Source organism: Pseudomonas sp. AN3A02 (assembly GCF_011765255.1).
Classification (GTDB): domain Bacteria; phylum Pseudomonadota; class Gammaproteobacteria; order Pseudomonadales; family Pseudomonadaceae; genus Aquipseudomonas.
Genome location: NZ_JAARNI010000002.1, coordinates 69,216 through 96,079, shown reverse-complemented (window position 1 = coordinate 96,079; position 26,864 = coordinate 69,216). Strand labels below are relative to the sequence as shown.

Genomic DNA, 26,864 nt, shown 5'->3' with positions numbered 1-26,864 from the left:
CCGCAGCATCCCAAACCGCGCGAGAGTCTACCAGCTTGCACGCGTCTGCGTTATATCCGAGTCTTCAGTGCATATAACATTTCGAGCGCTTTTCGCGGGGTCAAGTCGTCCAAGTCAAGCTTAGCCAACTCATCCAGTACCGGATGAGGCAGGCTGGCGAACATGTCGCTCTGGTGTGGCGCACTGGGTTTGTTGCTGGCTTTGGCCGGGCTGGCCACGGGAACTTCGTGGGGCAGGGCGGTTTCTTCCAGGCGGCTCAGGTGTTCGCGGGCGCGAGTGATCACCTCACTTGGCACGCCCGCCAGTTGCGCCACGGCCAGGCCGTAACTCTGGCTCGCCGGCCCTGGCAGCACATGGTGCAGGAACACGATGCGCTCATTGTGCTCGGTGGCATTGAGGTGCACGTTGGCCACCAGCGGCTCGTTTTCCGGCAGCACGGTCAGCTCGAAGTAGTGCGTCGCGAACAGCGTATACGCCCGCAGGTGTGCCAATCGCTCGGCCGCCGCCCAGGCCAGGGACAGGCCGTCAAAGGTGCTGGTGCCGCGGCCCACTTCGTCCATCAGCACCAGGCTGCGTTCGGTAGCGTTGTGCAGGATGTTGGCGGTTTCGCTCATTTCCACCATAAAGGTCGAACGGCCGCCGGCCAGGTCATCGCTGGAGCCGATCCGGGTGAAGATGCGGTCCACCAGGGACAACTCGCAACTGGCCGCCGGCACGAAACTGCCGATATGCGCCAGCAGCACAATCAATGCGGTCTGACGCATGTAGGTGGATTTACCGCCCATGTTCGGACCGGTGATCACCAGCATGCGAGTATCGTCGTCCAGCGACAGATCGTTGGCGACGAACGGTGTGGTCAGAACCTGCTCCACCACCGGGTGGCGGCCTTGCACGATGCGCATGCACGGCTCGCTGACAAATCGCGGGCAGTTCAGGTCAAGGTTCAGGGCACGCTCGGCCAGGTTGCTCAGTACATCCAGCTCGGCCAGGGCGGCGGCGGTGTCCTGCAACGGCGCCAGCTTGTCGATCAAGCTTTCGAGCAAGGCTTCGTAGAGCATCTTCTCCCGAGCCAGGGCGCGGCTTTTGGCCGACAGTGCCTTGTCTTCGAACTCTTTAAGCTCCGGGGTGATAAAGCGCTCGGCACCCTTGAGGGTCTGGCGACGCTGGTAATCGATCGGCGCCTGCTCGGCCTGCTTGCTTGGCAACTCGATAAAGTAGCCATGCACGCGGTTGTAGCCGACTTTCAGGTTGGCCAGGCCCGTACGGGCTTTTTCGCGGGCTTCCAGGTCGATCAGGAACTGCCCGGCGTTCTCGCTCAGGGATTGCAGTTCGTCCAGCTCGGTGTCGTAACCGGTCTTCAACACGCCACCGTCACGGATGATCGCGGGCGGGTTGTCGATGATGGCTTTTTCCAGCAGCGCCGCCAGTTCCGGGTAGGTGCTGGTGGTGACGGCAAGCTGCTGCAGGTGCGGTGCTTCCAGTTCGGTCATCGCTGCCTGCAGTTGCGGCAGGGCGCCGAGGGCGTCCCGCAGGCGCGCCAGGTCGCGGGGCCGTGCATTACGCAGACCGATCCGGGCCAGGATCCGCTCGATATCCCCGATTTCCTTGAGCTGCGGTTGCAGCTTTTCAAACCGGTATTGATCCAGCAGGCACGTAATAGAGGTTTGACGGGCTTGCAGCACGGTCAAATCCCGCAGCGGACGGTTCAGCCAGCGGGTCAGCAAGCGGCTGCCCATGGCGGTCTGGCAACGGTCGACCACCGATTGCAAGGTGTTGTCGCGCCCGCCAGCCAGGTTGGTGTCCAGTTCCAGGTTGCGACGGCTGGCGCCATCCAGCACCACGGTGTCGTCGAGGCGCTCATGACGCAGGCTGCGTAAATGCGGCAGGGCCGTGCGCTGGGTTTCCTTGGCATAGCTGAGCAGGCAACCGGCGGCGCCGATAGCGAGGGTCAGGGTTTCGCAGCCAAAACCCTTGAGGTCTTGCACGGAGAATTGCTGGCATAGGCTTTTCAGCGCCGAATCACGCTCGAAATCCCACGGCGCGCGACGCTTGGTCCCACGACGACGTTCCGCAGGCAGATCCTTTGGCCAGTCATCCGGAATCATCAGCTCCACCGGGTTGACGCGCTCCAGTTCCGCCAGCAGGTTCTCCCAGCCCTTGATCTCCAGCACCGTAAAGTTGCCGCTGGTGATATCCAGCACCGCCAGGCCGAACAGCCGCTCATCCCCCAGCACCGCCGCGATCAGGTTGTCGCGACGCTCATCCAGCAGCGCCTCATCACTCACTGTACCCGGCGTAATAATGCGCACTACCTGACGTTCCACCGGGCCCTTGCTGGTGGCCGGGTCGCCGATCTGCTCACAGATCACCACCGACTCGCCCAGCTTCACCAGCTTGACCAGGTAACCTTCCAACGAATGATAAGGAATCCCGCACATCGGAATCGCCTGCCCGGCCGACTGCCCGCGCGCGGTCAGGGTGATGTCCAGCAACTTGGCGGCCTTCTTCGCGTCTTCATAGAAGATCTCGTAGAAGTCGCCCATGCGGTAGAACATCAACTGATCAGGGTGCTGGTTTTTCAGGCGCCAGTACTGCTGCATCATCGGGGTGTGGGAGGACAGATCGGAAGTGTTTTTACTCATTGGATAGTTAGCAAATTCGTTGAAAGTGATGGGGCAAAGGGGGCGCTTGGCCCAGCATTTTTTGCAATGGGCGCAAGGTTAACACGCGAGGTCGGGGCTTCGCAGTGCACAAACGGTCAGGTAAAAATCTGCAATCAATGCATTAAATATGCAAATTAGCATTTGCCAAGCATCAAAACTGCCTGCACTATCCGCGTTATGCAAAAACGCAACGTTTCTATCGTCTTAAGAGAACTGCTGGACCGCGACCGGATCTCCCCCACGGAGCTTCACCGGCGTACCGGCGTGCCTCAATCCACGCTCTCCCGGATCCTCAGCGGCAAGATCGTTGATCCGTCGGACAAGCACATCTCACGCATTGCCGATTACTTTCAGGTCAGCACCGATCAGCTGCGCGGGCGCGTGGCGCTGGTGTCGGCGCGGTCTGAGGAACGTGACCCGATGCATTCGGAACTCAAGGACATAAGCCTGTGGGACGACGACACGCCCGTTAATGATGACGAGGTGTCGATCCCCTTTCTGCGCGAGGTTGAATTGGCTGCTGGATCAGGAAGATTCGTCATCGAGGAAAGCGAGAAGGCCAGCCTGCGATTCGGCAAGCGCAGCCTGCGGCATAACGGTGTGCAGTTCGACCAGGCCAAGTGCGTCACGGTGCGTGGCAACAGTATGTTGCCGGTGCTGCGTGACGGCGCGACCGTCGGCGTCAACGCCGGCAAGTGCGGGATTGGTGACATCGTCGACGGCGACCTGTATGCCATCAATCACAACGGCCAACTGCGGGTGAAACAGCTCTACCGCCTGCCTTCGGGGATTCGCCTGCGCAGTTTCAACCGCGATGAACACCCGGATGAGGACTACAGCTTCCAGGACATCCAGGAAGAGCAGATCAGCATCCTCGGTCACGTCTTCTGGTGGGGCATGTACGCCCGCTAACCCTTCTGCGTAAGAAAAACCCGCCAATGAGCGGGTTTTTTTTCGCCCGTGCAAAACCACCAAACCCTTTGCCCATAAGGCCGTGAATGCATCTATGCATATGTTGCGCAAAAATAAATGCATTTGTGCATTGACTGTATATGCATACATGCATATTCTTCATCTCAAGCCAGCCAAGAAGGCCTGGTGGAGGCGGCAAGGATGCTGCCAAGGAAGACAAGGATGTTACGCAACACCGGCAAGGACGCCATCGAAGCGATGGCACGGATGCCAGGCAACACCGGCAAGGATGCCGACGCTCTTTAGTTTCAAACCGCTTCAAGAACAGGCAGCGATGAACCGGCCTTAACGGTTCAGAGGGTTGGCAACTGACCCGGGTGTGCAGCGTAAAGCACCAGAAGCAGTTATCCGGCAGACAGGGATCGTGGTCGGAAAAACATTGAGGAAAGAACCGTACCGCGCCAGTAGCGCCGAAAGTTCGAGGACAGCATTACTGAAAAGCCCGGGCAACCGGGCTTTTTGGAATGCCTACCTATAAATGGAATTACCCAACACCCGGCACTGCGCCGGTAATGCTCAGCCAGGAGGCGTGACATGACAAACGAGCAGCAAGCGTTAGCGGAAATGCCTATCTGGCTAGTGATCGCACTGGCCCTGATCGGCGGTGTATCCGGAGAAATGTGGCGTGCCGACAAGGAGGGCGCCCGCGGTTGGTCGCTGGTGCGACGCCTGGCCCTGCGTTCCGGGGCGTGCATGGTGTGCGGGGTGTCAGCCCTGATGCTGTGCTACGCCGCCGGCATGTCGATCTGGACAGCCGGCGCCATTGGTTGCCTGACCGCCATGGCCGGTGCCGACGTGGCCATCGGCCTTTATGAACGCTGGGCGGCCAAGCGCATCGGCGTCAACGAAGGCCCAGGCCGGGACCCGCAGTAACCGTTGCAAGGACGCGACTTAAATGACACTCATCGAAAAACCCTCCCAACTGCCCCAGGCCATCAACGAGGCGCTGCGCGTTGCCTTTCCGGATCTGAAGGTCGGCAATCATCAGGACTTCCAGGGCGCCGCGAATAACACCGGTGTGTTGATCACCGTCGAAGGCAATGGCCCGGGCATTCGCTCCCGCGAAGGGCGCAAAGCCCACTCCCTGGGGATTTCACTCAAGGCCATGGTTGCCCCGGGTGCCTTGCCCTTTGATGCCTGCGACTTGGCCAGCCAACTGATGGACCTGGTGTTGGATAACCGCTGGAACCTGCCGCAGGAGCAGTGCGACCTGCCGACCAACATTGTCGCTGCGCCATCCATACGCACCGCCGCAGAAACGGACTACGACACCTGGACCGTCACCTTCACCCAAACCCTCTATATCGGACCGCCGCTGCTCAACGATCCCACAGGCAAACCGCTGTTCGCCTGCACCTGGGAAGTCTCGAACATCGACGACCCCGACCAATACAAGCCGCTGGCGGAGGCATTGGCCGCAACTGGGGCCTGTGGCGGATCAATTCAGTCGTGGAAACCCAGAGCAATGTGATCGACGACGGCACCGCCATGCTCATGACCTGGACCCTGGAATTAGAGGAGTTCGTCAATGCGTAGAGTGCGAAGTATTGCCGGTGATTCGGTCAACCTGTTGCTCTACCGCGAGTTGGGGCGTTGCGATGACGCGGCGGAAGAAACCCTCTGGCGCCGCAATCCGTTACTGACCGAATACGGCCCGGTACTGCCGGCTGGCGTGTGGGTCATCGTGCCTGAAATGCAAGCGCGGCCCGCTGCCGTGCGACCTGTTCTGGCCTGGGATTAAGGAGGCTGCATGGCACAGGGATTCACACCGATTGTGGAGTTCTATGGCGCCAACGCGGCGCTGCTCAACCAGCGGCCGATGCGCTGGAGTCACACCGACACTGCAGGCATTGAGAATGATCGGCTCGAGTTGACCGTTAATATCGAGGGGCTGCAAGGGTTGCCCACCCTCGACGGCAAGATCGGCTTGCGTGCTGGTTATCTGGAATCGGGATTGGTGGAGAAGGGGAGGGTTTGTCGTCACCCAGCGCACCCCGGTGCTGTTTCCCATGAGTTTGATGATCGTGGCCACGGCTGCGCCGTTCAGCATGGCCGACAAAAGCGGCTATCGCCAACGTCGGTCCGCCAGTTATGGGCCCACGACGTTGGGGGCATTGTTCCGCCAACTGGTCAGTCGTCATGGCTTTTCACCGCGTGTGGCACCGTCGCTGGAAGAGTTGGAAATCGCCCACATCGACCAGTCCAACGAAAGCGACATGGCGTTCATCACACGCCTTGCCAAACGCTATTGCGCGGTCACCAAACCCTTCAATGAACTGTATGTGCTGGCCGAAGCCGGGCGGGTCGCGTCGCTTTCCGGTCAACTGCTGCCGGAGGTGAAGTTGTCGATGACCGAAGACAACCGCGCTGGTGAACAGGCGTTCATCACTGCCAAGCTCGACGAAAAGTCCCGGGCAAAATATGACGGCTGCCGTGTCACCTGGTGGGATGCCGCCGTTGGCAAGCAGCGCGTGGTTCATGTGGGAAATGCCCCGTTCAAAACCTTGCGCCAACGCTACCAGAACGAAGCGGAAGCCCGTGCCATGGCCGAAGGCGAACTGCGTCGTGTGGGGCGTGAAGATTTGAAATTGCTGATCGATTGCCCAGGCAATCCACTGCTGGCGGCCGAGGGCTTGCTGGTGCTGGATGAGACCTGGCCTTCGTATATGCAGGGGCGTTGGTCGATTACTACCGTGACCCATGTCGGCGACATGGCGACGGGCTATTGCAGTTCGATCACAGCCAGCGGGTTGTCGTCTTGATGGCCGCCGTCACGCGCTATTGAAGTTTGAACCCCTCTCACTGCCTACCTGAAGTACGACAGGAACCAAGATGCCTATGAACGACGAAGATTTGGCCGCAATCAACCGTTTGATCGCCGCCCTGCAAACCCAAACAGACGGCCAGGTGGCGCTGAATGCCGCCCTGCGCATGTTGGCCCAGAGCAACCAGGCATTGGTCGACGTGATCAAGAGCCGTGAACCGGACCCGAATGCTCCGCCTTATCTGGATGGCAAACCGGCGCCCTGATTCACCTCGACCAAAGCCCTGCATCCGTTGCACCCCACAGCCCGCCTTTGCGGGTTTTTTAATGTTCATGGAGAACACTCGATGTCGATTCTTACCCAAGGTACCCAGATTTTTGCCCTCGTCCCGCCGGTCTCCGGCACCGGGCCTTACACCGTGCTGGAGATCGAGCACGCCACCTCGTTCGAACCGGGCGGTGCGCCGGCCGAACAGATCGAAGACACCAGCCTGAATGCCGAAGAGCGCAGCTACAAAAAGGGTCTGCGCACCCCAGGCACCGCGAGCCTGGGCCTGAACGCCGACCCTACCAACGCCAGCCACATCCGCCTGCACCAACTGTCCGAAGCCAAGGGTGACACCGGCGTGAAGTGGGCCGTGGGCTGGTCCGACGGCAAGGACGTACTGCCTACCGTCAACACCAAAGGTGATGGCTTTGAACTGCCGGCGACCCGCACCTGGTTCACGTTCGACGGCTACGTCTCGGACTTCCCGTTCAACTTCGCACTGAACGCGGTCGTGACCACCACCGTGACCATCCAACGCACCGGCGGCAGCGCCTGGATCAAGAAAGCCTGAGAGAAGCCATGAACCTCAAACAACTGAAAGCCAAGGGCGGCATCGTTGATGGCCAGCCGGTGAAGAAAGACATCAGCTGGACGCACCTGGACAGCAAAACCGGCAAGGAAGTGACTGACACCTTCACGCTGCACATCCGCCGCCAGTCGTTCGGTGTGATCGAGCGCCTCTTTACCCAGGGCGAATCTGCCCAGAGCCGCAATGCCAGTTACCTCGCCGCTTCGGTGTCGTTGGGTAACGACGGCACTGAAGCGCTGAGTTACGACGATGCCTTCGGCCTTGAGCCGTCATTGGGGTTTGTGATCCTCAATGCAGTCAATGAGGTGAATGGCACCAGCGGTGGCGGCGTAAAGAGCTGACGGTCGCCGATGAGTTCTGGCACGAACTGGTGCTGAACGGAGTGGGCGGCCGCACGATTGCGCAAGCCAAGGAACGCATGACCTACCACGAAGCCCTGGCCTGGGGCCGCTATATCGATCGATATGGCTCCCTGCACGCCGGTAGGCGGCTGGAGGCGGGCAGCGCGTTGGTGGCGCTGCAGACCCACCGGCTGGGCGGTGGCACGGCCGAGTTGATTGATTTCATGCCCCATGAGCTGCGTCGGGGCGTATCACTCGAACGTGCGATGAACGAGTGGCGTTAAGGACGACGCCACTTTCCTTGAAACCCGCCTCAAGCGGGTTTTATCCATGACCCGGAGAAACCTATGGCAACTGCTTCCCAGGGTAATCTGACGCTCAACCTCGGCAGCCTGGAGCAGGCCCTGGCGAAGGCGTCACGGATTACCGAAAACAGCATGCGCGAGATGCAGCAGAAGATCGAGGACGCCGGTAAAAAGGTCAGCGCGTCTGCTGCAGCGGCGCTACAGGTCACGTCCGGCCAGTTCAAGGACTTTCAAAAATCCTATGACCCGGCCACGGATGCGGCGGAAAAATTTATCCAGAAAAATGCGCAGCTGGTGGAGGTGCTCAAGCAGAGCCAGGGTGCGCAGCGTGATTTTGTCGGCGCCTTGGATGGGCCGTCGAGTTATACCGAGCGGGCGGGTTTGACGTTTCCAACGGGTGGGCCGTATGGGGATGCTGCCGACGCCGATCAAGCGGGAGCAGCACTGCTCAGTGAAGACAAAACGCAGCAGGTCAAGACCACCTTCGCCGACATGACCCAGTTAGTCGACGACTGGCGCAAGGGCGCCAACGATGCGTTTGAGGAGTACTCAAACAAGGCGGGCACCGCGGCCGAGCAATCGAAGGCGGTGTTCACCAGTGCGTTCGGGAAGATGGATGACGCAGTACTGGCGTTTGCAACCACGGGCAAGTTCAACTTCTCCGACTTTGCCACCTCGGTACTCAAAGACATGGCGGCAATGGCCGCCAAAACGGCGGCGTCCAGCGCGCTGAAGTCGTTGTTCGGTATGGCCGGCGCGGCGATCACCAGTTGGTTTACCCCTTCTGTTCCAGCAGGTTCGGTACTGGGCTCCAGCGGCTATCAAAATGAACTGAATGTCTCTGGCCTGAAATTCGCCGATGGCGGCGTTTTCACTAACTCGGTCACCACCGGCCCCACCCTCGCCCCCATGGCCCTGTTCGGCGAAGCCGGCCCCGAAGCCATCATGCCGCTGAGCCGCGGTTCCGACGGCTCCCTCGGCGTGCGCGCCTTGGGCGCTGGCCAGTCGGGCAGTACCAGCAGCAACCAGGTCGTCATCCAGCAAACCATCAACGTTGCCGACGGCCAGGGCGCCGGCACCGATGGCAATGCCCAGAACGTCGCCCGTGCTTATGCCGGCTCCGCCCGCCAAGGCGCCGCCGAGCAAATTGCACGCGACCTCAAACCGGGCGGGCAAATCTGGTCGGCCATTAACGGCCGCTGACAACCAACGGCTTGCGCCGGGAGAAAACATGAGCACAGAAACCTTCACCTGGGAGCCCAAAGTGGAGCCGGTCGGCAGCGTCGAGTTTCGCCTGAAAACGGCCAAATTCGGCGACGGCTACCAGCAAACAGCCGCTGACGGCATCAATAGCAAAACCCAATCGTGGCCACTGACGTTCGTCGGTGACGAGGCGCGAATCAAGGCAATTGTCGCGTTCCTCGACCGTCACGCCGGCGCCAAAGCGTTCAGTTGGACCGCGCCGTTGGCCACGCCTGCGCTGTTTCGCTGCAAGGGGTACCAACCGACGCCGATGGGCGCGGGGCTCTACTCCCTCACGGCGACGTTCGAGCAGGCCTTTCATCCCTAGTGCCAACAGCGGCGCCCACACCCCGCCCAGTGCGGGGTTTTCTTTGCGCGGAGAATCACATGTCCATTACCGCAGATATCCAGACCCTGGAACCCGGGGCCTGGGTAGAGCTTTTTGAACTCGACGCCACCGCCCTGGGCGCCGAGATGTACCGTTTTCACGGTTATGCACAGGCGTCGTCGATCGTCTGGCAGGGCCAGGAATATTCACCCTGGCCGATCCAGGCCGAAGGGTTTGAAATGTCGGGGCAGGGCACGCAGCCCACACCGACCCTGGCTGTAGGCAACGTCGGCGGTTTCATCACGGCGCTGGTGCTGTATTTCGAAGATTTGGTAGGCGCGCGGCTGATCCGCCACCGCACCCTGGGCAAGTACCTCGATGGCCAACCCGAGGCGGACCCGGAAGAGGAACTGCCGCCGGACATCTGGTACATCGAACGCAAGGTCGCCGAAAGCAGCGAGACGGTGAAGTTCGAACTGGCCAGCGCACTGGACTTTAACGGCGTGCAACTGCCGCGCCGGCAGATCGTCGCCAACGTGTGCTGGTGGCTCAGCTGCGGCGGTTATCGCGGCCCTTATTGCGGCTACAACGGTGGCCCGGTGGCGGATGCCAACGACGTGATTGTCACGGACGCGGCCAAGGACAAATGCGGCGGGCGGCTGACCAGTTGCAAGCTGCGTTTCGGCGAGAACAACCCACTGCCCTACGGCTCCTTCCCGGCCGCGGGCCTGTTGCGGAGCTGAGCATGAACAAGACCAACCTGGCGGCGATTGCCCGCCACGCCGTGGCCGACTACCCGCACGAATGCTGCGGCCTGCTGATTCGCGAAGGGCGCAAGCGCGTGTACGTGCCGTGTCGCAACACCGCGAGTACGCCCAGCGAGCACTTTCGCCTGGAGCCCGAAGACTATGCAGCCGCCGAAGAGCGCGGCGAAATCCTCGCGGTGGTGCACAGCCATCCCGATTGCCCGGCAACGCCGAGCGAAGCGGATCGCGTGGCGTGTGAAGCCTCCGGGTTGCCTTGGCATATTGTCGACGTGCGCCGTGGCGACGACGGAATTGTCCGCACAGGTGAATGGGCCAGCTGCACACCGACCTGCTACCAGGCGCCCTTGATCGGTCGCGCCTTTGCCCATGGCGTGCATGACTGCTTGAGCATCGTGCTGGACTACTACCGCAGAGAGTTGGGTATCGAGCTGGGTGATTATCAGCGCGAAGACGGTTGGTGGGACAAGGGCGGCAATCTCTACCTGGACAACCTGCCGGCCGCCGGCTTTGTGCAGGTCAGCCAACTGCAACAGGGCGACATCGTGCTGATGCAGATTCGCTCGCCGGTGCCCAACCATGCCGCGATCTACCTGGCCGATGGCGTGCTGCAAAGTGAACCCGAACATTACCCGGCCCCCGGCTCGATCCTGCACCACCTCTATGGTCGCGACAGCAAGCGCGACACCTATGGCGGCTATTGGGGCGAGGTGACGGTGAGTTTTTGGCGACATCGCCTGCGGGTCAAACACTAATCACATAGGCGGTTCATTCGCCTGGAGGATGCCATGCATCACGAAAAAGTCAGGACGGTGCGCCTCTACGGCAGCCTGGGCGCCAGCTTCGGGCGCGTGCATCGGTTGGCGGTCAGGAATGCCTCGGAAGCGATACACGCGTTGTGCATTCTGGTGCCCGGGTTTGAGCGTTTCCTGATGGAGTCCAAGGACCGTGGGGTGAGCTATTCGATTTTCCTGGGCCAGGAGAATATTGGCCACGATCGCCTCAAGGCGCCCGCCGGTGCGTCGGATATCCGTATTGCCCCGGTGCTGATGGGCAGCAAGCGCGCAGGGTCGATGCAAACCATTATTGGTGTGGCGCTGATCGTGGCCGCGTCGTACTTCTCCGGTGGCCTGGCTGCCGGTGGTTCAAGCCTGATCGGCGGCACGTCCACAGCCGGGTGGTCCTTTGCCGCGAGCATGGGGATGTCCATGGCCATGGGCGGTGTCATGCAACTGATATCACCCATGCCCAAGGGGCTGGGCACCATGGACCGCCCGGAAAACCGGTCCAGCTACAGTTTCAACGGGCCAGTGAATACCAGCATCCAAGGCAGCCCGGTGGGCTTGCTGTATGGCGAGCTGACGGTGGGCAGTGCCGTGGTCAGCGCCGGGATCTACGCGCAGGACCAGCTCTAACCATCGTTTTGAAAGGACCAGGAGAGCACTCATGGGATTGGCAGTTGAACACCACACAATGCGAACGGTCCTGCTATCAGGCTCGCTCGCCAGACTTTTCGGTCGAGAGCATCGCGTGACCACCTCGGGTGGTTTCAGGGATGTGATGGGCTATTTCAAACAGTTTCCCGGGTTTGAACGCTACATGCTGCAAAGCGCGGATAAAGGTCTGCGCTTCGCCGTCTTCAACGGCAAACGCAACATAGCCGAAGACGATATCCAAAAGCCTCTCGGCAAAGATGTGATCCGGATTGCGCCGGTATTGACCGGCTCCAAGCGTGCCGGTGGGCTGCAGACGATTATTGGCGCGGTGCTGATCGCCGTGGCGTATTTCAACCCGTTTGGTTACCTCACCGGCCCCGCCGCCAGCATGATGATGATGGCAGGCGCCTCGATGGTGATGGGGGGCGTCATGCAGATGCTGTCGCCGCCGCCCAAGGGGCTTGGCGCGCAGGACAGCCCCAATAACCGCGCCAGCTACAGCTTCAACGGGCCGGTCAATACCAGCGCCCAGGGCAACCCGGTGGGCCTGCTCTACGGCCAGTTGATCGTCGGCAGTTCCGTGATCAGCGCCGGCATCTACGCTCAAGATCAACTCTAACCGTCCTCCTCTTCACTCAGCCCGCCCTGCGCGGGCTTTATTTCGCCTGAAGGAAAGCCATGACTGACCTCACTCTCGCTGGCAGCAAAGGCGGTGGCTCCAAGCCCCGTCCCTCCGTGGAGGCGCCAGACAGCCTGCAAAGTACGGCCTATGCCCGTATCCTCGATCTCGTCAGCGAAGGCGAGATTGTCGGTTTGAAAAACGATAAGCGCTCGGTATTCCTCGACGAGACGCCCCTGGCCAACGCCGATGGCAGCCTCAACTTCAGCGGCGTGACACTCGACACGCGCAACGGCAGCCAGGACCAGACGCACATCCCGGGCTTCCCCGCGGTTGAAAACGAAAGCCCCGTGTCCGTCGAGCTGCGCAGCGATCAGCCGTGGACCAAGTCTTACTCCAACCTGCAACTGTCTGCGGTGCGGGTACGTCTGGCGGTCACGCGACTGTCGCAGACCAACACCAGCAACGGCGACACCAACGGCTACACCGTGCAATACGCGATCGATCTGTCCACCGACGGCGGCGCCTTCGTGCAAGTGCTGGCGGCCGCGTTCAGCGGCAAAACCACCACCAAATACGAGCGCTCGCACCGTGTGGACCTGCCGCCGGCAAAAAGCGGCTGGACCCTGCGCGTGCGCCGGATCACGCCGAACTCCACCAGTGGTGCGATTGCCGATACCACCACCGTAGAATCCTCTACCGAAGTGATTGACGCCAAACTGCGCTACCCAGGTTCGGCGTTGATCGGCCTGCAATTCGATGCGGCGCAATTTCAATCAATCCCGTCGCGCTCCTTCGAACTGCGCGGCCGCATCATCAAGGTGCCGAGCAACTACGACCCGCAAACCCGCGTGTACAGCGGTGTGTGGGATGGCACCTTCAAGTCCGCCTGGACCGACAACCCGGCCTGGATCTACTACGACCTGCTGCTGCACCAGCGCTATGGCCTCGGCCACTTGCTCAACGCCGGCCAAGTGGACAAGTGGGAGCTGTACCGCATCGGCCAGTACTGCGACCAGCCGGTGTCGGATGGCAAGGGCGGCACCGAACCACGCTTCACCTGCAACCTGTACCTGTCGGTGCGTGCCGATGCATTGAAAGTGCTGCAAGACCTGGCGACCACTTTCCGTGGCATGTCCTACTGGGGCGCAGGTTCGGTGATGGCCGTGGCGGACATGCCGGAAGACCCGGTCTACACCTACTCCAACGCCAACGTGATCGGCGGCCAGTTTATCTACGGCGGCTCGGCGAAAAAGACCCGCTACACCGTCGCCCTGGTCAGTTGGAATGACCCGACCGATTTCTACCGCCAGAAGGTGCAATACGTCGACGACGCCGAAGGCATCGCCCGCTACGGCATCCAGCAAACCGAGATCAGCGCCACCGGTTGCACCTCCCAGGCGCAAGCCCAGCGCATCGGCAAATGGGCGTTGCTGACCAACCGCCTGGAAACCGAAAGCGTGACCTTCTCGGTCGGCCTCGACGGCACGTTGGCGCGTCCCGGTCAGATTATCCGCGTGGCCGACAACGACCGCGCCGGTCGCCGCATTGGTGGGCGCCTGCGTGCCGCGACCCTCGACACCCTGACCCTGGATGCCGAAGTCAAAGCCGCTGCCGGCGACACCATCACCCTGGTGATGCCTAACGGCAAAGCGGTGTCGCGCGTGGTGAAATCCGTCAGCGCGGGGAACGCCGACGAGCAGCAGGTTGCGCTGCAGAGCAAACTCGACGAAGTGCCACCGGCGCAGTCGATCTGGGCCATCGACTCGGCCACCTTGGCCTTGCAACAGTTCCGCGTGCTGTCGATTTCCGAAGACTTCGCCGATAACGAAATCAAATACAGCCTCAGCGCGGTGAAGCACGTGCCGAGCAAATTCGCCGCGATCGACAACGGCGCAAAAATCGACAGCCCGCCGATCACCGTGATCCCGCCGAGTGTGCAAGCCGCGCCGACCGGCGTGACGGTCAGCAATGACCATTTTGTCGAGCAGGGCAGCGCGGTCAATGTCATGACCATCGAATGGCAGCGCCCGGCGAATGCAATTGCCTTCGAAGCTTACTGGCGCAAAAACGATGGCGAGTGGGTGTACGCGGGACGCACCGGCGGCACGTCCATGGAGGTTTCCGGGATCTACGCCGGGCGCTACGTGGCCAAGGTGCGCGCGATCAATGCGCTGGATATTGGTTCGCTGTACAGCGAATCCATCGAAACCGTGCTCAACGGTAAAACCACCTTGCCTCCGACGGTGGGGGCGCTGACGACCGAGTCGTTGGTGTTCGCAATCAAGGTCAAATGGCAGATTCCGCAGGGTGTGAGCACCGCGGATTTGCAGCGTACCGAGATCTGGTATGGCAAGACGGCCGAGCTGGCGCTGGCGACCAAGTTGGGGGATTACGCGTATCCGCAAAGCGAGTTGACGTTGATGGGCCTGGCTGCTGGGACATCACTGTTTTTCTGGGCAAGGTTGGTGGACCGTACTGGCAATATCGGGCCTTTCTACCCAGTAACAGGTGCCGTGAATGGCCATGCCAGTTCCGATCAAACGGATTATGAAAAGTACTTCGCCAATACCATTGGCAAGGGCGCGCTATACGAAAGCTTGCGCCAGGAGATTGATCTGATCGGCGGCACCGCGCCCGGTTCGGTCAATGATCGTCTGGCGCAGGCCAAGAAAGAACTACAGGACCTGATCGCTGAGGTCTCCGATACTCTGGAGTACGATCCCGCCAAGGCTTATGCCAAAGGTGACATGGTGCGCCAAGGCCAGCATCTGTTCCAAGCGGTCAACGCAGTTGCTATCAATACACCGCCACCGAACCCCGGCTTCTGGTTCGACATGGGGACAATTGCCGAAACCAACGCTGCCATGGCGTTGGAGATCAGCAAGAACACCACGGCGGTAGCGGAAGTAGATGGCAAAGTGAGAGCCACTGCCGAAAAGCTTGATGGCGTTTATGCGTTGGCAAAGTCGGATTCGGCAGGGGATGAGTCGGGTAGCGCCGGTGACGATACATCGTCGGTAGGCGTTTGGTCGCTGATGTCGGCGATTGCTGAACGGGACTTCGCTCAATCACAACGCTCAGATCAAATAGAGGCCAAGGTCGGGCAGAACGCGGCGAGCATTATTGATGTAGCTAGCGCCTCAGCATCGGCGACGCAAGCGTTGGCGTCGAGAGTCACGACGTTGGACGCCAAGGTTGCCAACAATGCGACCACCTTCAACTCCCAAATCTCCCTGCTTACTGACACCGACAAGGCGCAAGCTGAAAAGATAGAAAGTGTCCGGGCGGCTTCCGGCAAAAATACGGCGGACATACAGGAAACAAGCCGGGTATTGGCTGACACCAGCGGCAAGGTTTCGGCGATGAAGACCCTCAAGGTCGAGACAACGAATGGCGGCAAGAAGGTCATGGCAGGCCTTGCCTTGGGGGCTGATGGCGACACCTCTGAAATAATTGCCTATGCCCAGCGGTTCTCGATTGTCGACGAGGTTGGGGGAACATTGGCTGTGCCGTTTGTCGTGCAAGGCGGGCAGGTGTTTATCAACGAAGCAGTGATTAATACCGCGTTTATCCAAAATATTGTGTTGGGTATGACACTGACGTCTCAGGCCAAGGACGCTAACGGCAAGCCGCTTCTGGAAATCGATGTCAAATCCGGCACTTTCACGCTACGTAGTGCGGGGGCTGGCGGCTCAGCATTACTTAACAACGATGGGTTGGCTGTGTTTGATGCCGGGGGCGTGAAGCGAACGATGGTCGGGAGGTTATCGTAATGGCTGAGTACGGGTTGAATGTATTTGATGAGCACGGCGTCAAGACGCTGGGGATGGAAGATTTCACCATTAAGCGTCTAGCGTCTCAGGTTATTCCGGCCATCACTACGGGTGGGGGTGGGTTCAAATATAACTACGATACTACGATGGATGTGCCGGGCTATGATCCTGCCAACTGTTTTGTGATTATCACCCCCAGAAAATATGCAGGCTACGATCAAACGATCTCGGATAACTGGCCTGTTCTTCCTACTTATGTTGATTTGGGGGGGACCAAGATAGGCCTGCGGACGTGGTTGAACTACGGCGTGTATGACGGGCATCGCTTCAAGTATTACTGGTATGCCAAAACCGTCGAGTGCGTGGTAGAAGTCGTGAGGGTCGCATAAATGTCTTTCGGGCTTTCTGCAATAAATGGAGAGGGTGCTGTTGTTATCAGCAGTGATAGCAAGGTGTTGGTGTTCTCGGAAAGAGGCGAGTTTAGAATCCAATCCAGATACACGGACGCACCTGGCTACGGCGCGTTCGGCTTTTCCCGTCCTATTCTCACTCAGGAACCGCCTCAGGTCTTTTTAAGAATTGTGGCACCCAGCCACCCAAGTTTGAGCCTTTACACTACCTTATTGGGAGGGCCGGGGAATTGGACGGGGTTTAAGGTGACGTCCGGGGCGATGGGAGGGAAATCTCTTCAGAACCACCTGATGGAGTTTGTATCGTGCAAGTATTCCGACCAGAAAAGCAAAAGTGCTTATGGTCTGGAAATATATGAAGTCAACGCTAAGGTGTCTTTTTCCTCAAGTGATCGGGTCGTTCGGTACGGTCGGTTTACCAAAGGCTGGACTTACTCGCAGCCGTCCACATTTTTTAATAATTGGGACAGCGGGCTGGTCATGACCCCGGATGAATTTGTTAGCGTATCCAGCATGGACCGTGGCGTGAGTTGGTTTATCAATCATGCGCAGTATGCGTCGCTGCAGTTGTTGTCGGGTAATGTTCGCAAGATAGCAATTTCGGTTCAACGGTCTACGCTGGGAGATTCCATTAACGTGGATAATCTAGGTGTGACATTTTTCTCAATCCCGATCTGTACGTTTCCTATTGAGCGTTATTACAACTGATGTCCGATGTCATTCGCTCTCAGGAGCAATGGTTTGGCGCAATGCTTAAATTCTGAAGTTCGGCACCGCCACTTTATACCCGCTTATGAGCGGGTTTTTTATTGCCCAGACTATGGAGAGTCCAAATGGCACGACAAGAAATCGATGTAGGAACGCGCCCAACAGGGGTAGGCGGTGATACCCCGCGCAGTGCCATGATCAAAATCAACGCGATGACCGACGAGCTGTACAGAGGTGATGCATTGGCAAAGGCCAGCGGGTGGGGAGCAAGCCTGCCTATCCCGATGAAACCCACCGAAAGCGCCGATGGATTGCCGGTCGTGAATGGGCTGTTCATGTTCGGCGACGGCGGTGTGTCGCTGCCATTCCCTTACGTCTACATCATTCAGATGCTCTCGGGAGCAGGTGGGTATGTCAGGCAGATCGCCTACAGCCTCGTGGACAACATGACATGGGAACGGCAGTTCCGGCAGGGCGCGGCCGCGGGAATGGCATGGACTCAGGTGCTGAAGGCGGGCGATTTTGGCTACGGTGGCGCCGTCAAACTGCTGACCACCAGTGCGGACAATGTGCAAGCCACCGGCGAGTATTACGGCAATAACATCCCCGGCCCGAACGGGCCGAACAGTTATGGTTTTTTGTCGCATAAATACTTGTCAACCCAGTACGCCACCCAGGAGTGGGTCAATCCGGACACTACGAATACGCTGTTCAGAAGGGTCAATGCAAACGGCACGTGGACAGACTGGGCGCGAGTGTATACAGCGGCAAATACGCTGAATGATCCGTCCACCGGCACTGGCCTGATGAATAAAACGGTAGTGAGTGGCTGGACCGTCAGTAAATACGCGAATGGCCAAATCTGTATTCAAGGCGTGGGCCCGGTAACGGCGGTGCTACCACCGAGCCAGGCGACGTTGGTCACGGTTTCAATGCCGGTTGCGATCTTGGCGGGAACCGGCCGGGTGTTTGTTAACGCACAACCGCAAAATACCTACGACCACTACGGTGCGTTGAATTGCTACGTCAATGGCACCGCCGCTGTCGACATCATTATCAGGAATGGACCCGGCAGCCAGGCGTTCCAACCGGCGGTCACTGTGTGGGGGTACTGGAAATGATGAAAATAAAGCTGTTCCCTTTTCTGACAGATGAGCCATTGACGGTTTGCGTCGAAGAGGACGTGATGACCCTCTGTGGTCAAGTTGTCGATCTTTCCCTTATTCCCGAAGGCTATCGCCTGCCGGCGTCGGCGACAGGGTGTGATCACTTCGTCGAAACCATCGAGCGCGTGAATGGGACACTCTTCTTGACGCTGAAATTACCGGTCAGGTGGGACTCCCCGGAGTACCTGCGCAACCCCGCCAAACCGCTGGTTATCGACGTAACAACCAATGGTCCGGTTCAACTGCCGACATCCTCTTTACCCAAAGCACTGCCGGTCGCTCCGGCCGAGAGCCTAACCCATGATTGATATCAGTAAGCTGGAAAAAATTAAAAGCGCGCAGGATCAGGAGAATGATCTGGCCCTCGACCAGGCCCGTAGCTACCTGCGGGAAAGTGATTGGTACGCGCTTGCTCAACTGGAGGAAGGCACACCGGTTCCGGCTGATATCCAGGCCGCTCGCAATGCCGCGCGTGCCACGATTTATCGGCTGGGCGAAAAAACAAAGCCCTGAAGACGGGCCAGCATATTTTGCACCCGCTTATCAGCGGGTTTTTTATTGCCTCGACGATGGAGAGTCCTATGGCTCGACAGGAAATCAACTTGGGCGCGGCGCCCACAGGCACAGGTGGTGATACACCCCGCAGTGCCAATATCAAACTCAATGCGATGACCCAGGAGTTGTACGACACCAAAATCGCCAAGTCTGAACTACAGGCCATGGGCGTGGTGGGTGACTCGCGAAGCGTGGGGGCAGTCAACGCCAACGACCAGCCGACGGGAACCTGCTACGCCTACAACGGCAGTGACTCGCAGGCGGCCACTCTCAACTGGCCGGTTCTGTATCCCGGCAGTGACGGGCCTGTGTGGTGGAACATCGAGACGCGGGGTATCGCAGGGCGCAAGACGCAGATCGCCGTGCAGGCCTATCACCATGCCAGCAATCACGGTGTGATGTTCACTCGAAGTTGGCATGACGCCGGATGGAGCCCGTGGGGCAGGGTATTGAGGCAGGGAACATTCGGCCTCGCCGGCAGAAACTTTTTCGCCGGCAATATCGACCAGATTGGCAACCCCACTGACGGTGGATTCTCGACCTTCCAGCTTACCGGCGAAACAACCGGGACGCGTCCTGCAGGATGGGGGGGGCTGCATGGCGGACTGCTTGAAGCGCATTCATGGGATGCCAACACCGCCATGCAGAACCTGTTCCTCGGCGGCTCAAACTACACCCGTTTTTTTAACGGTGGTGGTTGGTCTGAGTGGTCGTTGATCTACACCAGGGCCATCGCGCTTACCCAGGTAGTGGGTGGCCCGGGCCTGATGGACAGCAACTACATCGGCACCTGGCGGGTTGCCAGGTTCCAGAACGGTTTCACCGTGCTCACCAATTCTGTCAATCCGGACGTTGAGCTTCCGGCTTCTGGGATTCTGCATACCAATATCCAATTGCCCGTCGCCTTTGACGATTACGGCAGGGTCAGTGTCGACGTCCAATGCCAACCCTCGTCGACTTGGGATCATTACGGCGTGATTGCGAAGTACGCCTCAACGCCTTCGGTTATCACCTACGCCATCCGTAATGGGCCGGTTGCTCAACGATTCGGCGCAATCCGCGTGTGTGTAACTGGGTACTGGAAGCCATGAACATTAAACTATTTCCCTTTCTGACCAATGAAACACTGGTTGCCAGTGTGTTCGGTGACTCGCTGTGGCTCAACGACGAGGAAATTGATTTTTCCGCCATTCCGGAGGGGTATCGCCTACCCGTTTCGGCTGTAGACAGCCCTTGGCTTTCGGCCTCTGATCCCATTGAACGGGTGGGAGGTGAAATCAGCTTGACGCTCAAGTTTCCCGTGACATGGGACAGCCCGGACGCTTTGCGCATTCCCCCTGAGCCTATCGTTCTGACACTCACGCGGGGCGACGTCAGGTTTCCCTCTGCTGAACCGCGCAAGCTTGAAAGAACGGTTACACCGCAGGTCTGACCGACTTCGGCAAGCACCCATTAATGCCCTGACTATGGAGAGTCCAAATGGCACGACAGGAAATCAACATTGGTACGGCACCCACCGGCGTGGGCGGCGACACCCCGCGCAGTGCAAGCATCAAAATCAACGCAATGACTCAAGAGCTGTTTGCCCGGCAGGCACAGTTGGGCACCGCAGCTACTCAGAATGTGGTGACGGGCACCGATGATTTCACACCAGGTCGGGTTTCAATGGTGGGCCACGCGGGATGGGGCAGCCAGCCGATTCACAAGGCGCCTACCGAGGACGCCAACGAGTTGCCACTGGTCAGCGGTCTGTTTCAATTTGGCAACGGTGGGCTCAACTTGCCCAACCCGTACGTGCAGATCCTGCAGATCGCTAACTCGGGTGGGTTTGTCTGGCAAACCGCGAAAGCCATGACCGATGAGTCGATCTTCACACGTGGTCGGCGAGCCAATGGTTCGTGGTCTCCGTGGCGCAGCGATATCAACGCGTCATTGTTCGCGATTGGCTACGGGCCAGGGCCTGCGGATGGGGAGGTGATGGGGTTGTCGTCAGCGCAGACCGCGTCACCGAACAAGGCCAATACGGGGCTCTACAGTTATTACGGCCACCCCGACGGCGTACCGGGCTTTGGCGCTATCAGCGTGTTGTCCCAGGCCTGGGGGCATGATCCGCAATGGCGCGCGCAGCTATCCATGGCGGTATCCGGGGACGGTATGCACTTTCGCCAGTTCAGCGTTAATCCGGGGGCCGCAGCGCCGAACTGGCGCAGCGTTCTGCACAACGGCAATGCGATTTCCGGCGTGCTCAATGCCGGCCCATCGGGCGCTTTGCCGATCAACTCCGGTCTCATAGAGCGTGGTGGTGCGCTCGATAATTGGTATTTCCGTTTTGCCGGCGGGCTGCAAATCTGCCAGCAACGGTTCACCGGCTACACCGCCGGCACCACGCGCAACGTCGCCTGGTTGGCGGCTTTCGCCGATACGCCGGTGGCGGTGTTTCACAACGTCTACCCGTCGGTTAACTGGGATATGACGGCCCGGTGCTACGGCAATGTCGGCTCCTATTTCTTTACCTCCGACCAGACGCTGAACAACATCGTGACCGTGACTGCAATCGGGAGGTGGCACGCATGATTATTCACCACGTACCTTTTCGGCCGTTGGGCGCTGCGACGCCGACGACGGCCTTCGTCGAAGGCGAAACGCTGATCCTGAATGAGCAAAGGATCGATCTTTCGCAGATCCCCGAGGGCATGACCTTGCCCATGTCCGCGATCGGGCATGAGTTGTTCGCAGGGCCTGTCAGCCGTCGCAACGGTGAAATTGAGTTGACCTTGAGACTCGCGGTCAACGCGGGCGCTCCGGACTATATGTGGCTGGGCGGAAGGCTTCAGGTATCGGCCGGGCCTGTGCCTTTTCCCGTTGAGCCCGCAGAGGCCTCACCCCATGCAGCCCAGCCTCAGGAGGGCAAGCAGGATGTTTGACTTGTCGAAGCTCGAAAAAACGCCAACGCCGCAAGAACTCCAGGCGCAAGCGGATTCCCGCGAGGCGCTCGCTTATCTGGCATCTACCGACTGGTACAGCTTGCGGTCCATCGAGGAACACACGCCGGTGCCCGAAGCGATACTGGCGGCGCGGGCGGCGGCTCGCAGCAAGGTCATCCCATGACGCTCGAGCAGCTCCAGCAAATCCTTCCGAACGCCCGCTCTCTAGCGGGCGTTTTCATCTGCGCGCTCAATGGGGCCATGCTGAATCGGAAAATCGATACGCCCAAACGTGCTGCCGCCTTCCTCGCGCAGGTCGGCCACGAATCCGCCCAATTGCGTTATGTTCGCGAGTTGGGCAGTGATCAATACCTCAGCAAATACGACACCGGCACCCTGGCCGCACGCCTGGGCAATACGCCCGAGGCCGATGGTGACGGCCAGAAGTACCGGGGCAGGGGGCTGATCCAGATCACCGGGCGGCGTAACTACCTGGCGTGCAGCCAGGCATTGTTCGGCGACGATCGCCTGCTGGGACAGCCGCAGCTGCTGGAACAGCCACCGTGGGCATGTGAGTCCGCTGCGTGGTTTTGGCAGAGCAACGGCTTGAATGAGCTGGCCGACAAAGACCAGTTCACCACCATTACCCGTCGCATCAATGGTGGCCTGAACGGACTGGAGGACCGTTTGCAAGTGTGGGCGCGGGCGAAGGCGGTGTTATGCGTTTCTTAGGCGCATTACGGCTGATCGGCATTTGCCTGCTGATGGTCGTGACGTGGCAAGTGCAGGCGTGGCGATATAGCTCGCAGCTCGAGCGCCAGGCGGATGTACAGGTACAGGCGGTTTTGCTTCAACACCAGGCTGAGCAGAAAAAACGGCTAGCGCTGGAGCAGCAGCTCAGCGCCAGCGACCAGCGACATTTACAGGAGTTGAGCGATGCCCAACATAACCAAGCTGCTCTGCGGGATCGCCTGGCCACTGCTGATGTGCGGTTGTCAGTCCTTCTCGACACCAGCGACCCAACCAACGGCTGCCCAATGCCAGCCACCGCCACCTCCGGCAGCCTGGTTCCTGCAGCCCCGCGAGCCCGACTTGACCCGGCGCATGCTCAACGAATTATCGGCATCACCGACGACGGCGATAACGCGTTGATCGCCTTGCGTGCTTGCCAGGCGTATGTCCAGGCCGTCACGCGTTAGTCTCTTGTAACTTGCATGGCCCATGGGCTCCTGTAGGGTAGGCAAACGCCCGCCCACCTCAGGAGACGACCGTGAAGGAAATTACTCAACTCGCCGCTGAACTTGGCAGACGCTTGCAGGTGCTCAATGCCCACGTCACCACTGCCGAGTCGTGCACCGGCGGCGGTATCGCCGAGGCCATCACGCGGATTCCCGGGAGTTCGGCCTGGTTTGAGGCAGGCTACGTCACGTATTCCAATCGCCAGAAGACTCGGCAACTGCATGTGCCGGAAGAATTGTTCCCCAAGGTGGGTGCCGTCAGTCGCGAAGTGGTGGAGGCGATGGTGCGGGGCGCCCAGGAGAAAAGCCTGTCCCGATTTGCCGTAGCGGTCAGCGGCGTCGCCGGGCCCGATGGCGGTTCTCCGGACAAGCCGGTGGGCACCGTATGGCTGGCCTGGGGGGTGGGCGATGAGATCACCGCCGAGCTCGAACACTTCCCCGGCAACCGCGACGAGGTCCGCCGACAAACGGTAAAGGCCGCGCTAGAGGGCTTGTTGCGACGAGCTGCAGCAGAAATAGAAAATCAGGGGTAGGCGATCACGGATCTTTGTGGAACAATACTGTCTACTTATACAGGTGTTGGCCGCCAGGCCTTATTGATTACGTGAGGACTTTAATGGACGACAACAAGAAGAAAGCCTTGGCTGCGGCCTTGGGTCAGATCGAACGTCAATTCGGCAAGGGTGCCGTAATGCGTATGGGCGATCACGACCGTCAGGCGATCCCGGCTATCTCCACTGGCTCTCTGGGTCTGGATATCGCGCTCGGCATTGGCGGCCTGCCAAAAGGCCGTATCGTTGAAATCTACGGTCCTGAATCTTCCGGTAAAACCACCCTGACCCTGTCGGTGATTGCCCAGGCACAAAAAATGGGCGCCACCTGCGCGTTCGTCGATGCCGAGCACGCCCTGGATCCAGAATACGCCGGCAAGCTGGGCGTCAACGTTGACGACCTGCTGGTTTCGCAACCGGACACCGGTGAGCAAGCGCTGGAAATCACCGACATGCTGGTGCGCTCCAATGCCATCGACGTGATCGTCATCGACTCCGTGGCAGCCTTGGTACCCAAAGCTGAAATCGAAGGCGAAATGGGCGACATGCACGTAGGCCTGCAAGCCCGTCTGATGTCTCAGGCCCTGCGTAAAATCACCGGTAACATCAAGAACGCCAACTGCCTGGTGATCTTCATCAACCAGATCCGTATGAAGATCGGTGTGATGTTCGGCAGCCCGGAAACCACCACCGGTGGTAACGCGCTGAAGTTCTACGCTTCGGTCCGTCTGGACATCCGTCGTACCGGCGCGGTGAAGGAAGGTGACGAGGTTGTTGGTAGCGAAACCCGCGTTAAAGTCGTGAAGAACAAGGTGGCTCCGCCGTTCCGTCAGGCTGAGTTCCAGATTCTCTACGGCAAGGGTATTTACCTGAACGGCGAGATGATCGACCTGGGCGTGCTGCACGGCTTCGTCGAGAAGTCCGGTGCCTGGTATGCCTACAACGGCAGCAAGATCGGTCAGGGCAAGGCCAACTCCGCCAAGTTCCTGCAGGACAACCCTGAGATTGCCACGGCGCTTGAAAAGCAGATCCGCGACAAGCTGCTGACCCCGACTGCCGACGTCAAGTCGACGTCCACCCGGGAAACGGCTGACGACATGGCCGACGCTGACATCTGAGCCAAACGATGAGCGTTGTACTGGATACACCCGTCGCCGTAAGGCGCACTGCAATGGACCTGCTCGCACGACGCGAGCATGGTCGAGTCGAGCTGACGCGTAAACTGCGTCAGCGCGGCGCAGATCCTGAGATGATCGACGCAGCCCTTGACCGCCTGACGGAAGAAGGGCTGTTGTCGGAATCCCGTTACCTCGAAAGTTTTGTCTCCTACCGAGCTCGATCCGGCTACGGCCCTGCGCGAATTCGTGAAGAGCTAAGCCAGCGTGGCCTGCAACGTGCTGACATCGAACTCGCTTTGCGTGAGTCCGGCATCAGTTGGCAGGCGCAATTGGAAGATACTTGGCGTCGCAAGTTTGCCGGTCATCTGCCTATTGATGCGCGGGAGCGGGCGAAGCAAGGTCGCTTTTTGAGCTATCGCGGATTCTCGATGGAGATGATCAGCCGCTTGTTGAGCGGTCGGGATATGGATGACTGAAGGCTGCGCCTGGTAAATGGTTGCTCTTATTATCGCGGGGCTTGGTGTGGCGAGGGAGCTTGCTCCCGCTGGGCTGCGCAGCGGCCCCAACCTGCGCATCGTTCTACCTGACACAACCCAAAAGGCCCGCTATGAAAATAGCGGCCCTTTTTTCGTTTCAATGTCAGGTCACGCCGTCTCTGTCACCCGCTGCAGCGTTTTCCCCTGAGCCTCTGCCCAGTTTTCCGGCAAGTTGATGTAATCCACCAGCTCCCGCAACCGCCCCTGATCACGCCCATTGAAGTTGAATACCAGCCGCGTCAAATGGCTGAAGCTTGGCTCGTCATGCTCCTCGCCGGTGTAGGCGATTTGTTGGAAGTCGCCACTGAGGCGAAGACTGGCAAATGCCTCCTGCAGGTGGGCCAGCGCCCGGTCACTCAACGGATGATGCATGCGAATCACAAACTGGCGCTTCAGCCAGCGAGTGGAGTGGAAGTTCGCATAGAACTGATTGATCTCTTCCACTGCCTCTTCAGCGTTGTATACCAGGCGGACCAGCTTGAGGTCGGTAGGCAGGATATAGCGATTGGCTTCAAGCTGGCCGCGGATAAAGTCCAGGGCGCCTTGCCAGAAGCTGCCGCCCGGTGCATCCAGCAGTACCACTGGCACCAGCGGGCTTTTGCCGGTCTGGATCAGGGTCAGCACTTCCAGCGCTTCATCCAGGGTACCGAAACCGCCCGGGCACAGGATCAAGGCGTCGGCTTCCTTGACGAAGAACAGCTTGCGGGTGAAGAAGAAGTGGAAGGACAGCAGGTTCTCGGTGCCATCGATGGTCGGGTTGGCGTGCTGTTCAAAGGGCAGGGTAATGTTGAACCCCAGGCTGTGCTCCAGGCCAGCCCCTTCGTGAGCCGCCGCCATGATGCCGCCCCCGCCGCCAGTAATCACCATCAGGTCCGAGCGCGCCAGAACTGCGCCAACTTCCCGGGCCAATGCATACAGCGGGCTTTCCACCGGTGTGCGCGCCGAGCCGAACACGGTGACTTTGCGTCGGCCCTTGAATTGTTCAAGCACACGGAAAGCGTGGTCGAGTTCGCGGATGGCCTGCAAGGTGATCTTGGCATTCCAGCGGCTGCGGTCGTCCTGGGCCATGCGCAACACGGTGAAGATCATGTCGCGATAAAGGGGGATATTCGGGCTGTTGGGCGCAATCAGGTGGAGTTGCGCTTCGACCTGCTGCGTGAGGTCGGTGCCGTTTTCTTCAAATTGACGGATCAGGAGTTCATTCGGTTCGTAAGGCATTCAACTTCTCCTTCTTCACAGAACCCTGGGTGCCGGCGAGAAATTCGTCGGGACCACGACACTGCATGTGTCGTTGCCTCTGATTAACGAGGTGGGCGAAACCGGTTCTGTATGTTCCTTATGTTTAAAAACCTTTGCACTGCACGCGCAGGAGGGCAACCCTCTTTTGCCCTGAAAATGTTACAGGACGGTGTGAAAACCCGATGTTCCAGGCTTTCAGGATGAATTGATCATGAGCCTATAAAGTCTTGGCTGGCAACCGCTTATTGATCACTTCTGAGGGAGTTTAGACGTTGCCGCGAACGGGCACTTACGGATAGTTCGGTGGGGCATATTGCGCGCCGCTGATCAGCGGCGCGCGACAGGGGGCATT

Annotated in this window: 31 protein-coding genes and 2 pseudogenes; 31 read left to right on the top strand and 2 right to left on the bottom strand. The window is 59.4% G+C overall.

All coding sequences use genetic code 11. The annotated features are described in order from the left end of the window. Positions 1-50: 50 nt before the first annotated feature. Complete coding sequence (gene mutS, locus HBJ59_RS10310) at positions 51-2,642, bottom strand: DNA mismatch repair protein MutS (protein ID WP_167663496.1); 2,592 nt, start codon at positions 2,640-2,642, stop codon at positions 51-53. Between the two features lie 198 nt (positions 2,643-2,840). On the opposite strand from mutS, the gene HBJ59_RS10305 reads away from it, so the two are divergent. The 31 genes and pseudogenes from HBJ59_RS10305 (at position 2,841) to recX (ending at position 25,213) form a co-directional block, all read left to right on the top strand. Continuing rightward, positions 2,841-3,575 carry an XRE family transcriptional regulator gene (locus tag HBJ59_RS10305; RefSeq protein ID WP_076015410.1) on the top strand — a complete coding sequence of 245 codons (735 nt, stop codon included), beginning with the start codon at positions 2,841-2,843 and terminating at the stop codon, positions 3,573-3,575. Between the two features lie 594 nt (positions 3,576-4,169). Then, positions 4,170-4,508, top strand: coding sequence for a phage holin family protein (locus tag HBJ59_RS10300; RefSeq protein ID WP_017480135.1), 339 nt, complete (start codon positions 4,170-4,172; stop codon positions 4,506-4,508). Between the two features lie 22 nt (positions 4,509-4,530). Beyond that, positions 4,531-5,043: pseudogene (locus tag HBJ59_RS10295) on the top strand (hypothetical protein); the annotation flags it as partial. A 120-nt stretch (positions 5,044-5,163) separates the two neighbouring features. Continuing rightward, on the top strand, positions 5,164-5,376 hold the full coding sequence (locus HBJ59_RS10285; protein WP_167663495.1) for a tail protein X: 213 nt from the start codon (positions 5,164-5,166) through the stop codon (positions 5,374-5,376). A 9-nt stretch (positions 5,377-5,385) separates the two neighbouring features. Then, positions 5,386-6,397 (top strand): annotated as a pseudogene (locus HBJ59_RS10280) (phage late control D family protein). 76 nt (positions 6,398-6,473) lie between these two features. After that, on the top strand, positions 6,474-6,665 hold the full coding sequence (locus HBJ59_RS10275; RefSeq protein ID WP_167663494.1) for a hypothetical protein: 192 nt from the start codon (positions 6,474-6,476) through the stop codon (positions 6,663-6,665). Positions 6,666-6,746: 81 nt separating this feature from the next. Beyond that, a complete protein-coding gene (locus HBJ59_RS10270) occupies positions 6,747-7,238 on the top strand; it encodes a phage tail tube protein (RefSeq protein ID WP_104995658.1) in 492 nt (163 codons plus the stop codon). 8 nt (positions 7,239-7,246) lie between these two features. Then, positions 7,247-7,597 carry a phage tail assembly chaperone family protein, TAC gene (locus tag HBJ59_RS10265; protein ID WP_124416562.1) on the top strand — a complete coding sequence of 117 codons (351 nt, stop codon included), beginning with the start codon at positions 7,247-7,249 and terminating at the stop codon, positions 7,595-7,597. 29 nt (positions 7,598-7,626) lie between these two features. Beyond that, positions 7,627-7,881, top strand: coding sequence for a hypothetical protein (locus HBJ59_RS10260; RefSeq protein ID WP_094949899.1), 255 nt, complete (start codon positions 7,627-7,629; stop codon positions 7,879-7,881). 63 nt (positions 7,882-7,944) lie between these two features. After that, a complete protein-coding gene (locus tag HBJ59_RS10255; protein WP_167663493.1) occupies positions 7,945-9,105 on the top strand; it encodes a phage tail tape measure protein in 1,161 nt (386 codons plus the stop codon). Positions 9,106-9,133: 28 nt separating this feature from the next. Continuing rightward, complete coding sequence (locus HBJ59_RS10250) at positions 9,134-9,472, top strand: phage tail protein (protein ID WP_124416564.1); 339 nt, start codon at positions 9,134-9,136, stop codon at positions 9,470-9,472. Between the two features lie 59 nt (positions 9,473-9,531). Then, on the top strand, positions 9,532-10,215 hold the full coding sequence (locus tag HBJ59_RS10245) for a phage minor tail protein L (protein WP_124416565.1): 684 nt from the start codon (positions 9,532-9,534) through the stop codon (positions 10,213-10,215). Between the two features lie 2 nt (positions 10,216-10,217). Continuing rightward, positions 10,218-10,991, top strand: coding sequence for a C40 family peptidase (locus HBJ59_RS10240; RefSeq protein ID WP_167663492.1), 774 nt, complete (start codon positions 10,218-10,220; stop codon positions 10,989-10,991). A gap of 33 nt (positions 10,992-11,024) precedes the next feature. Beyond that, positions 11,025-11,651 (top strand): tail assembly protein, encoded by a 627-nt coding sequence (locus tag HBJ59_RS10235; protein WP_124416567.1) that lies wholly within the window; start codon positions 11,025-11,027, stop codon positions 11,649-11,651. A gap of 31 nt (positions 11,652-11,682) precedes the next feature. After that, complete coding sequence (locus tag HBJ59_RS10230; RefSeq protein ID WP_124416568.1) at positions 11,683-12,291, top strand: tail assembly protein; 609 nt, start codon at positions 11,683-11,685, stop codon at positions 12,289-12,291. Positions 12,292-12,350: 59 nt separating this feature from the next. Beyond that, positions 12,351-16,067: a phage tail protein gene (locus HBJ59_RS10225; RefSeq protein WP_167663491.1), complete on the top strand. Its 3,717-nt coding sequence runs from the start codon at positions 12,351-12,353 to the stop codon at positions 16,065-16,067. After that, positions 16,067-16,456 (top strand): hypothetical protein, encoded by a 390-nt coding sequence (locus tag HBJ59_RS10220; RefSeq protein ID WP_167663490.1) that lies wholly within the window; start codon positions 16,067-16,069, stop codon positions 16,454-16,456. The genes HBJ59_RS10225 and HBJ59_RS10220 overlap by 1 nt, the downstream gene beginning before the upstream one ends. Continuing rightward, a complete protein-coding gene (locus HBJ59_RS10215) occupies positions 16,457-17,185 on the top strand; it encodes a hypothetical protein (protein WP_167663489.1) in 729 nt (242 codons plus the stop codon). 125 nt (positions 17,186-17,310) lie between these two features. Next, positions 17,311-18,306: a pyocin knob domain-containing protein gene (locus HBJ59_RS10210; RefSeq protein ID WP_167663488.1), complete on the top strand. Its 996-nt coding sequence runs from the start codon at positions 17,311-17,313 to the stop codon at positions 18,304-18,306. Then, complete coding sequence (locus HBJ59_RS10205; protein WP_167663487.1) at positions 18,303-18,659, top strand: hypothetical protein; 357 nt, start codon at positions 18,303-18,305, stop codon at positions 18,657-18,659. Before HBJ59_RS10210 ends, HBJ59_RS10205 begins: the two co-directional genes overlap by 4 nt. Next, positions 18,652-18,864, top strand: coding sequence for a hypothetical protein (locus HBJ59_RS10200; RefSeq protein WP_167663486.1), 213 nt, complete (start codon positions 18,652-18,654; stop codon positions 18,862-18,864). Before HBJ59_RS10205 ends, HBJ59_RS10200 begins: the two co-directional genes overlap by 8 nt. A gap of 68 nt (positions 18,865-18,932) precedes the next feature. Beyond that, on the top strand, positions 18,933-19,997 hold the full coding sequence (locus HBJ59_RS10195; protein ID WP_167663485.1) for a hypothetical protein: 1,065 nt from the start codon (positions 18,933-18,935) through the stop codon (positions 19,995-19,997). Next, positions 19,994-20,338 carry a hypothetical protein gene (locus HBJ59_RS10190; RefSeq protein WP_167663484.1) on the top strand — a complete coding sequence of 115 codons (345 nt, stop codon included), beginning with the start codon at positions 19,994-19,996 and terminating at the stop codon, positions 20,336-20,338. Before HBJ59_RS10195 ends, HBJ59_RS10190 begins: the two co-directional genes overlap by 4 nt. A gap of 47 nt (positions 20,339-20,385) precedes the next feature. Then, entirely contained in the window at positions 20,386-21,480 is a 1,095-nt protein-coding gene (locus tag HBJ59_RS10185) for a pyocin knob domain-containing protein (protein ID WP_167663483.1), read from the top strand. After that, positions 21,477-21,830, top strand: a complete 354-nt coding sequence (locus HBJ59_RS10180) for a hypothetical protein (RefSeq protein WP_167663482.1) — start codon at positions 21,477-21,479, stop codon at positions 21,828-21,830. Before HBJ59_RS10185 ends, HBJ59_RS10180 begins: the two co-directional genes overlap by 4 nt. Beyond that, a complete protein-coding gene (locus tag HBJ59_RS10175) occupies positions 21,823-22,014 on the top strand; it encodes a hypothetical protein (RefSeq protein WP_167663481.1) in 192 nt (63 codons plus the stop codon). The genes HBJ59_RS10180 and HBJ59_RS10175 overlap by 8 nt, the downstream gene beginning before the upstream one ends. Beyond that, positions 22,011-22,562, top strand: coding sequence for a glycoside hydrolase family 19 protein (locus tag HBJ59_RS10170; RefSeq protein ID WP_167663480.1), 552 nt, complete (start codon positions 22,011-22,013; stop codon positions 22,560-22,562). The genes HBJ59_RS10175 and HBJ59_RS10170 overlap by 4 nt, the downstream gene beginning before the upstream one ends. Then, entirely contained in the window at positions 22,550-23,029 is a 480-nt protein-coding gene (locus HBJ59_RS10165) for a lysis system i-spanin subunit Rz (RefSeq protein WP_167663479.1), read from the top strand. Before HBJ59_RS10170 ends, HBJ59_RS10165 begins: the two co-directional genes overlap by 13 nt. Positions 23,030-23,100: 71 nt before the next feature. Beyond that, the gene (locus HBJ59_RS10160; RefSeq protein WP_167663478.1) at positions 23,101-23,601 is read left to right on the top strand and encodes a CinA family protein; all 501 of its coding nucleotides are present in this window, start codon (positions 23,101-23,103) and stop codon (positions 23,599-23,601) included. Between the two features lie 83 nt (positions 23,602-23,684). Further along, entirely contained in the window at positions 23,685-24,737 is a 1,053-nt protein-coding gene (recA, locus tag HBJ59_RS10155; RefSeq protein ID WP_076015387.1) for a recombinase RecA, read from the top strand. Positions 24,738-24,745: 8 nt separating this feature from the next. Next, positions 24,746-25,213 (top strand): recombination regulator RecX, encoded by a 468-nt coding sequence (gene recX, locus HBJ59_RS10150; protein ID WP_076015386.1) that lies wholly within the window; start codon positions 24,746-24,748, stop codon positions 25,211-25,213. A gap of 168 nt (positions 25,214-25,381) precedes the next feature. Here recX and HBJ59_RS10145 read toward each other — a convergent pair whose 3' ends face one another. Continuing rightward, on the bottom strand, positions 25,382-26,491 hold the full coding sequence (locus HBJ59_RS10145; protein WP_167663477.1) for a TIGR00730 family Rossman fold protein: 1,110 nt from the start codon (positions 26,489-26,491) through the stop codon (positions 25,382-25,384). Between the last annotated feature and the right edge of the window lie 373 nt (positions 26,492-26,864).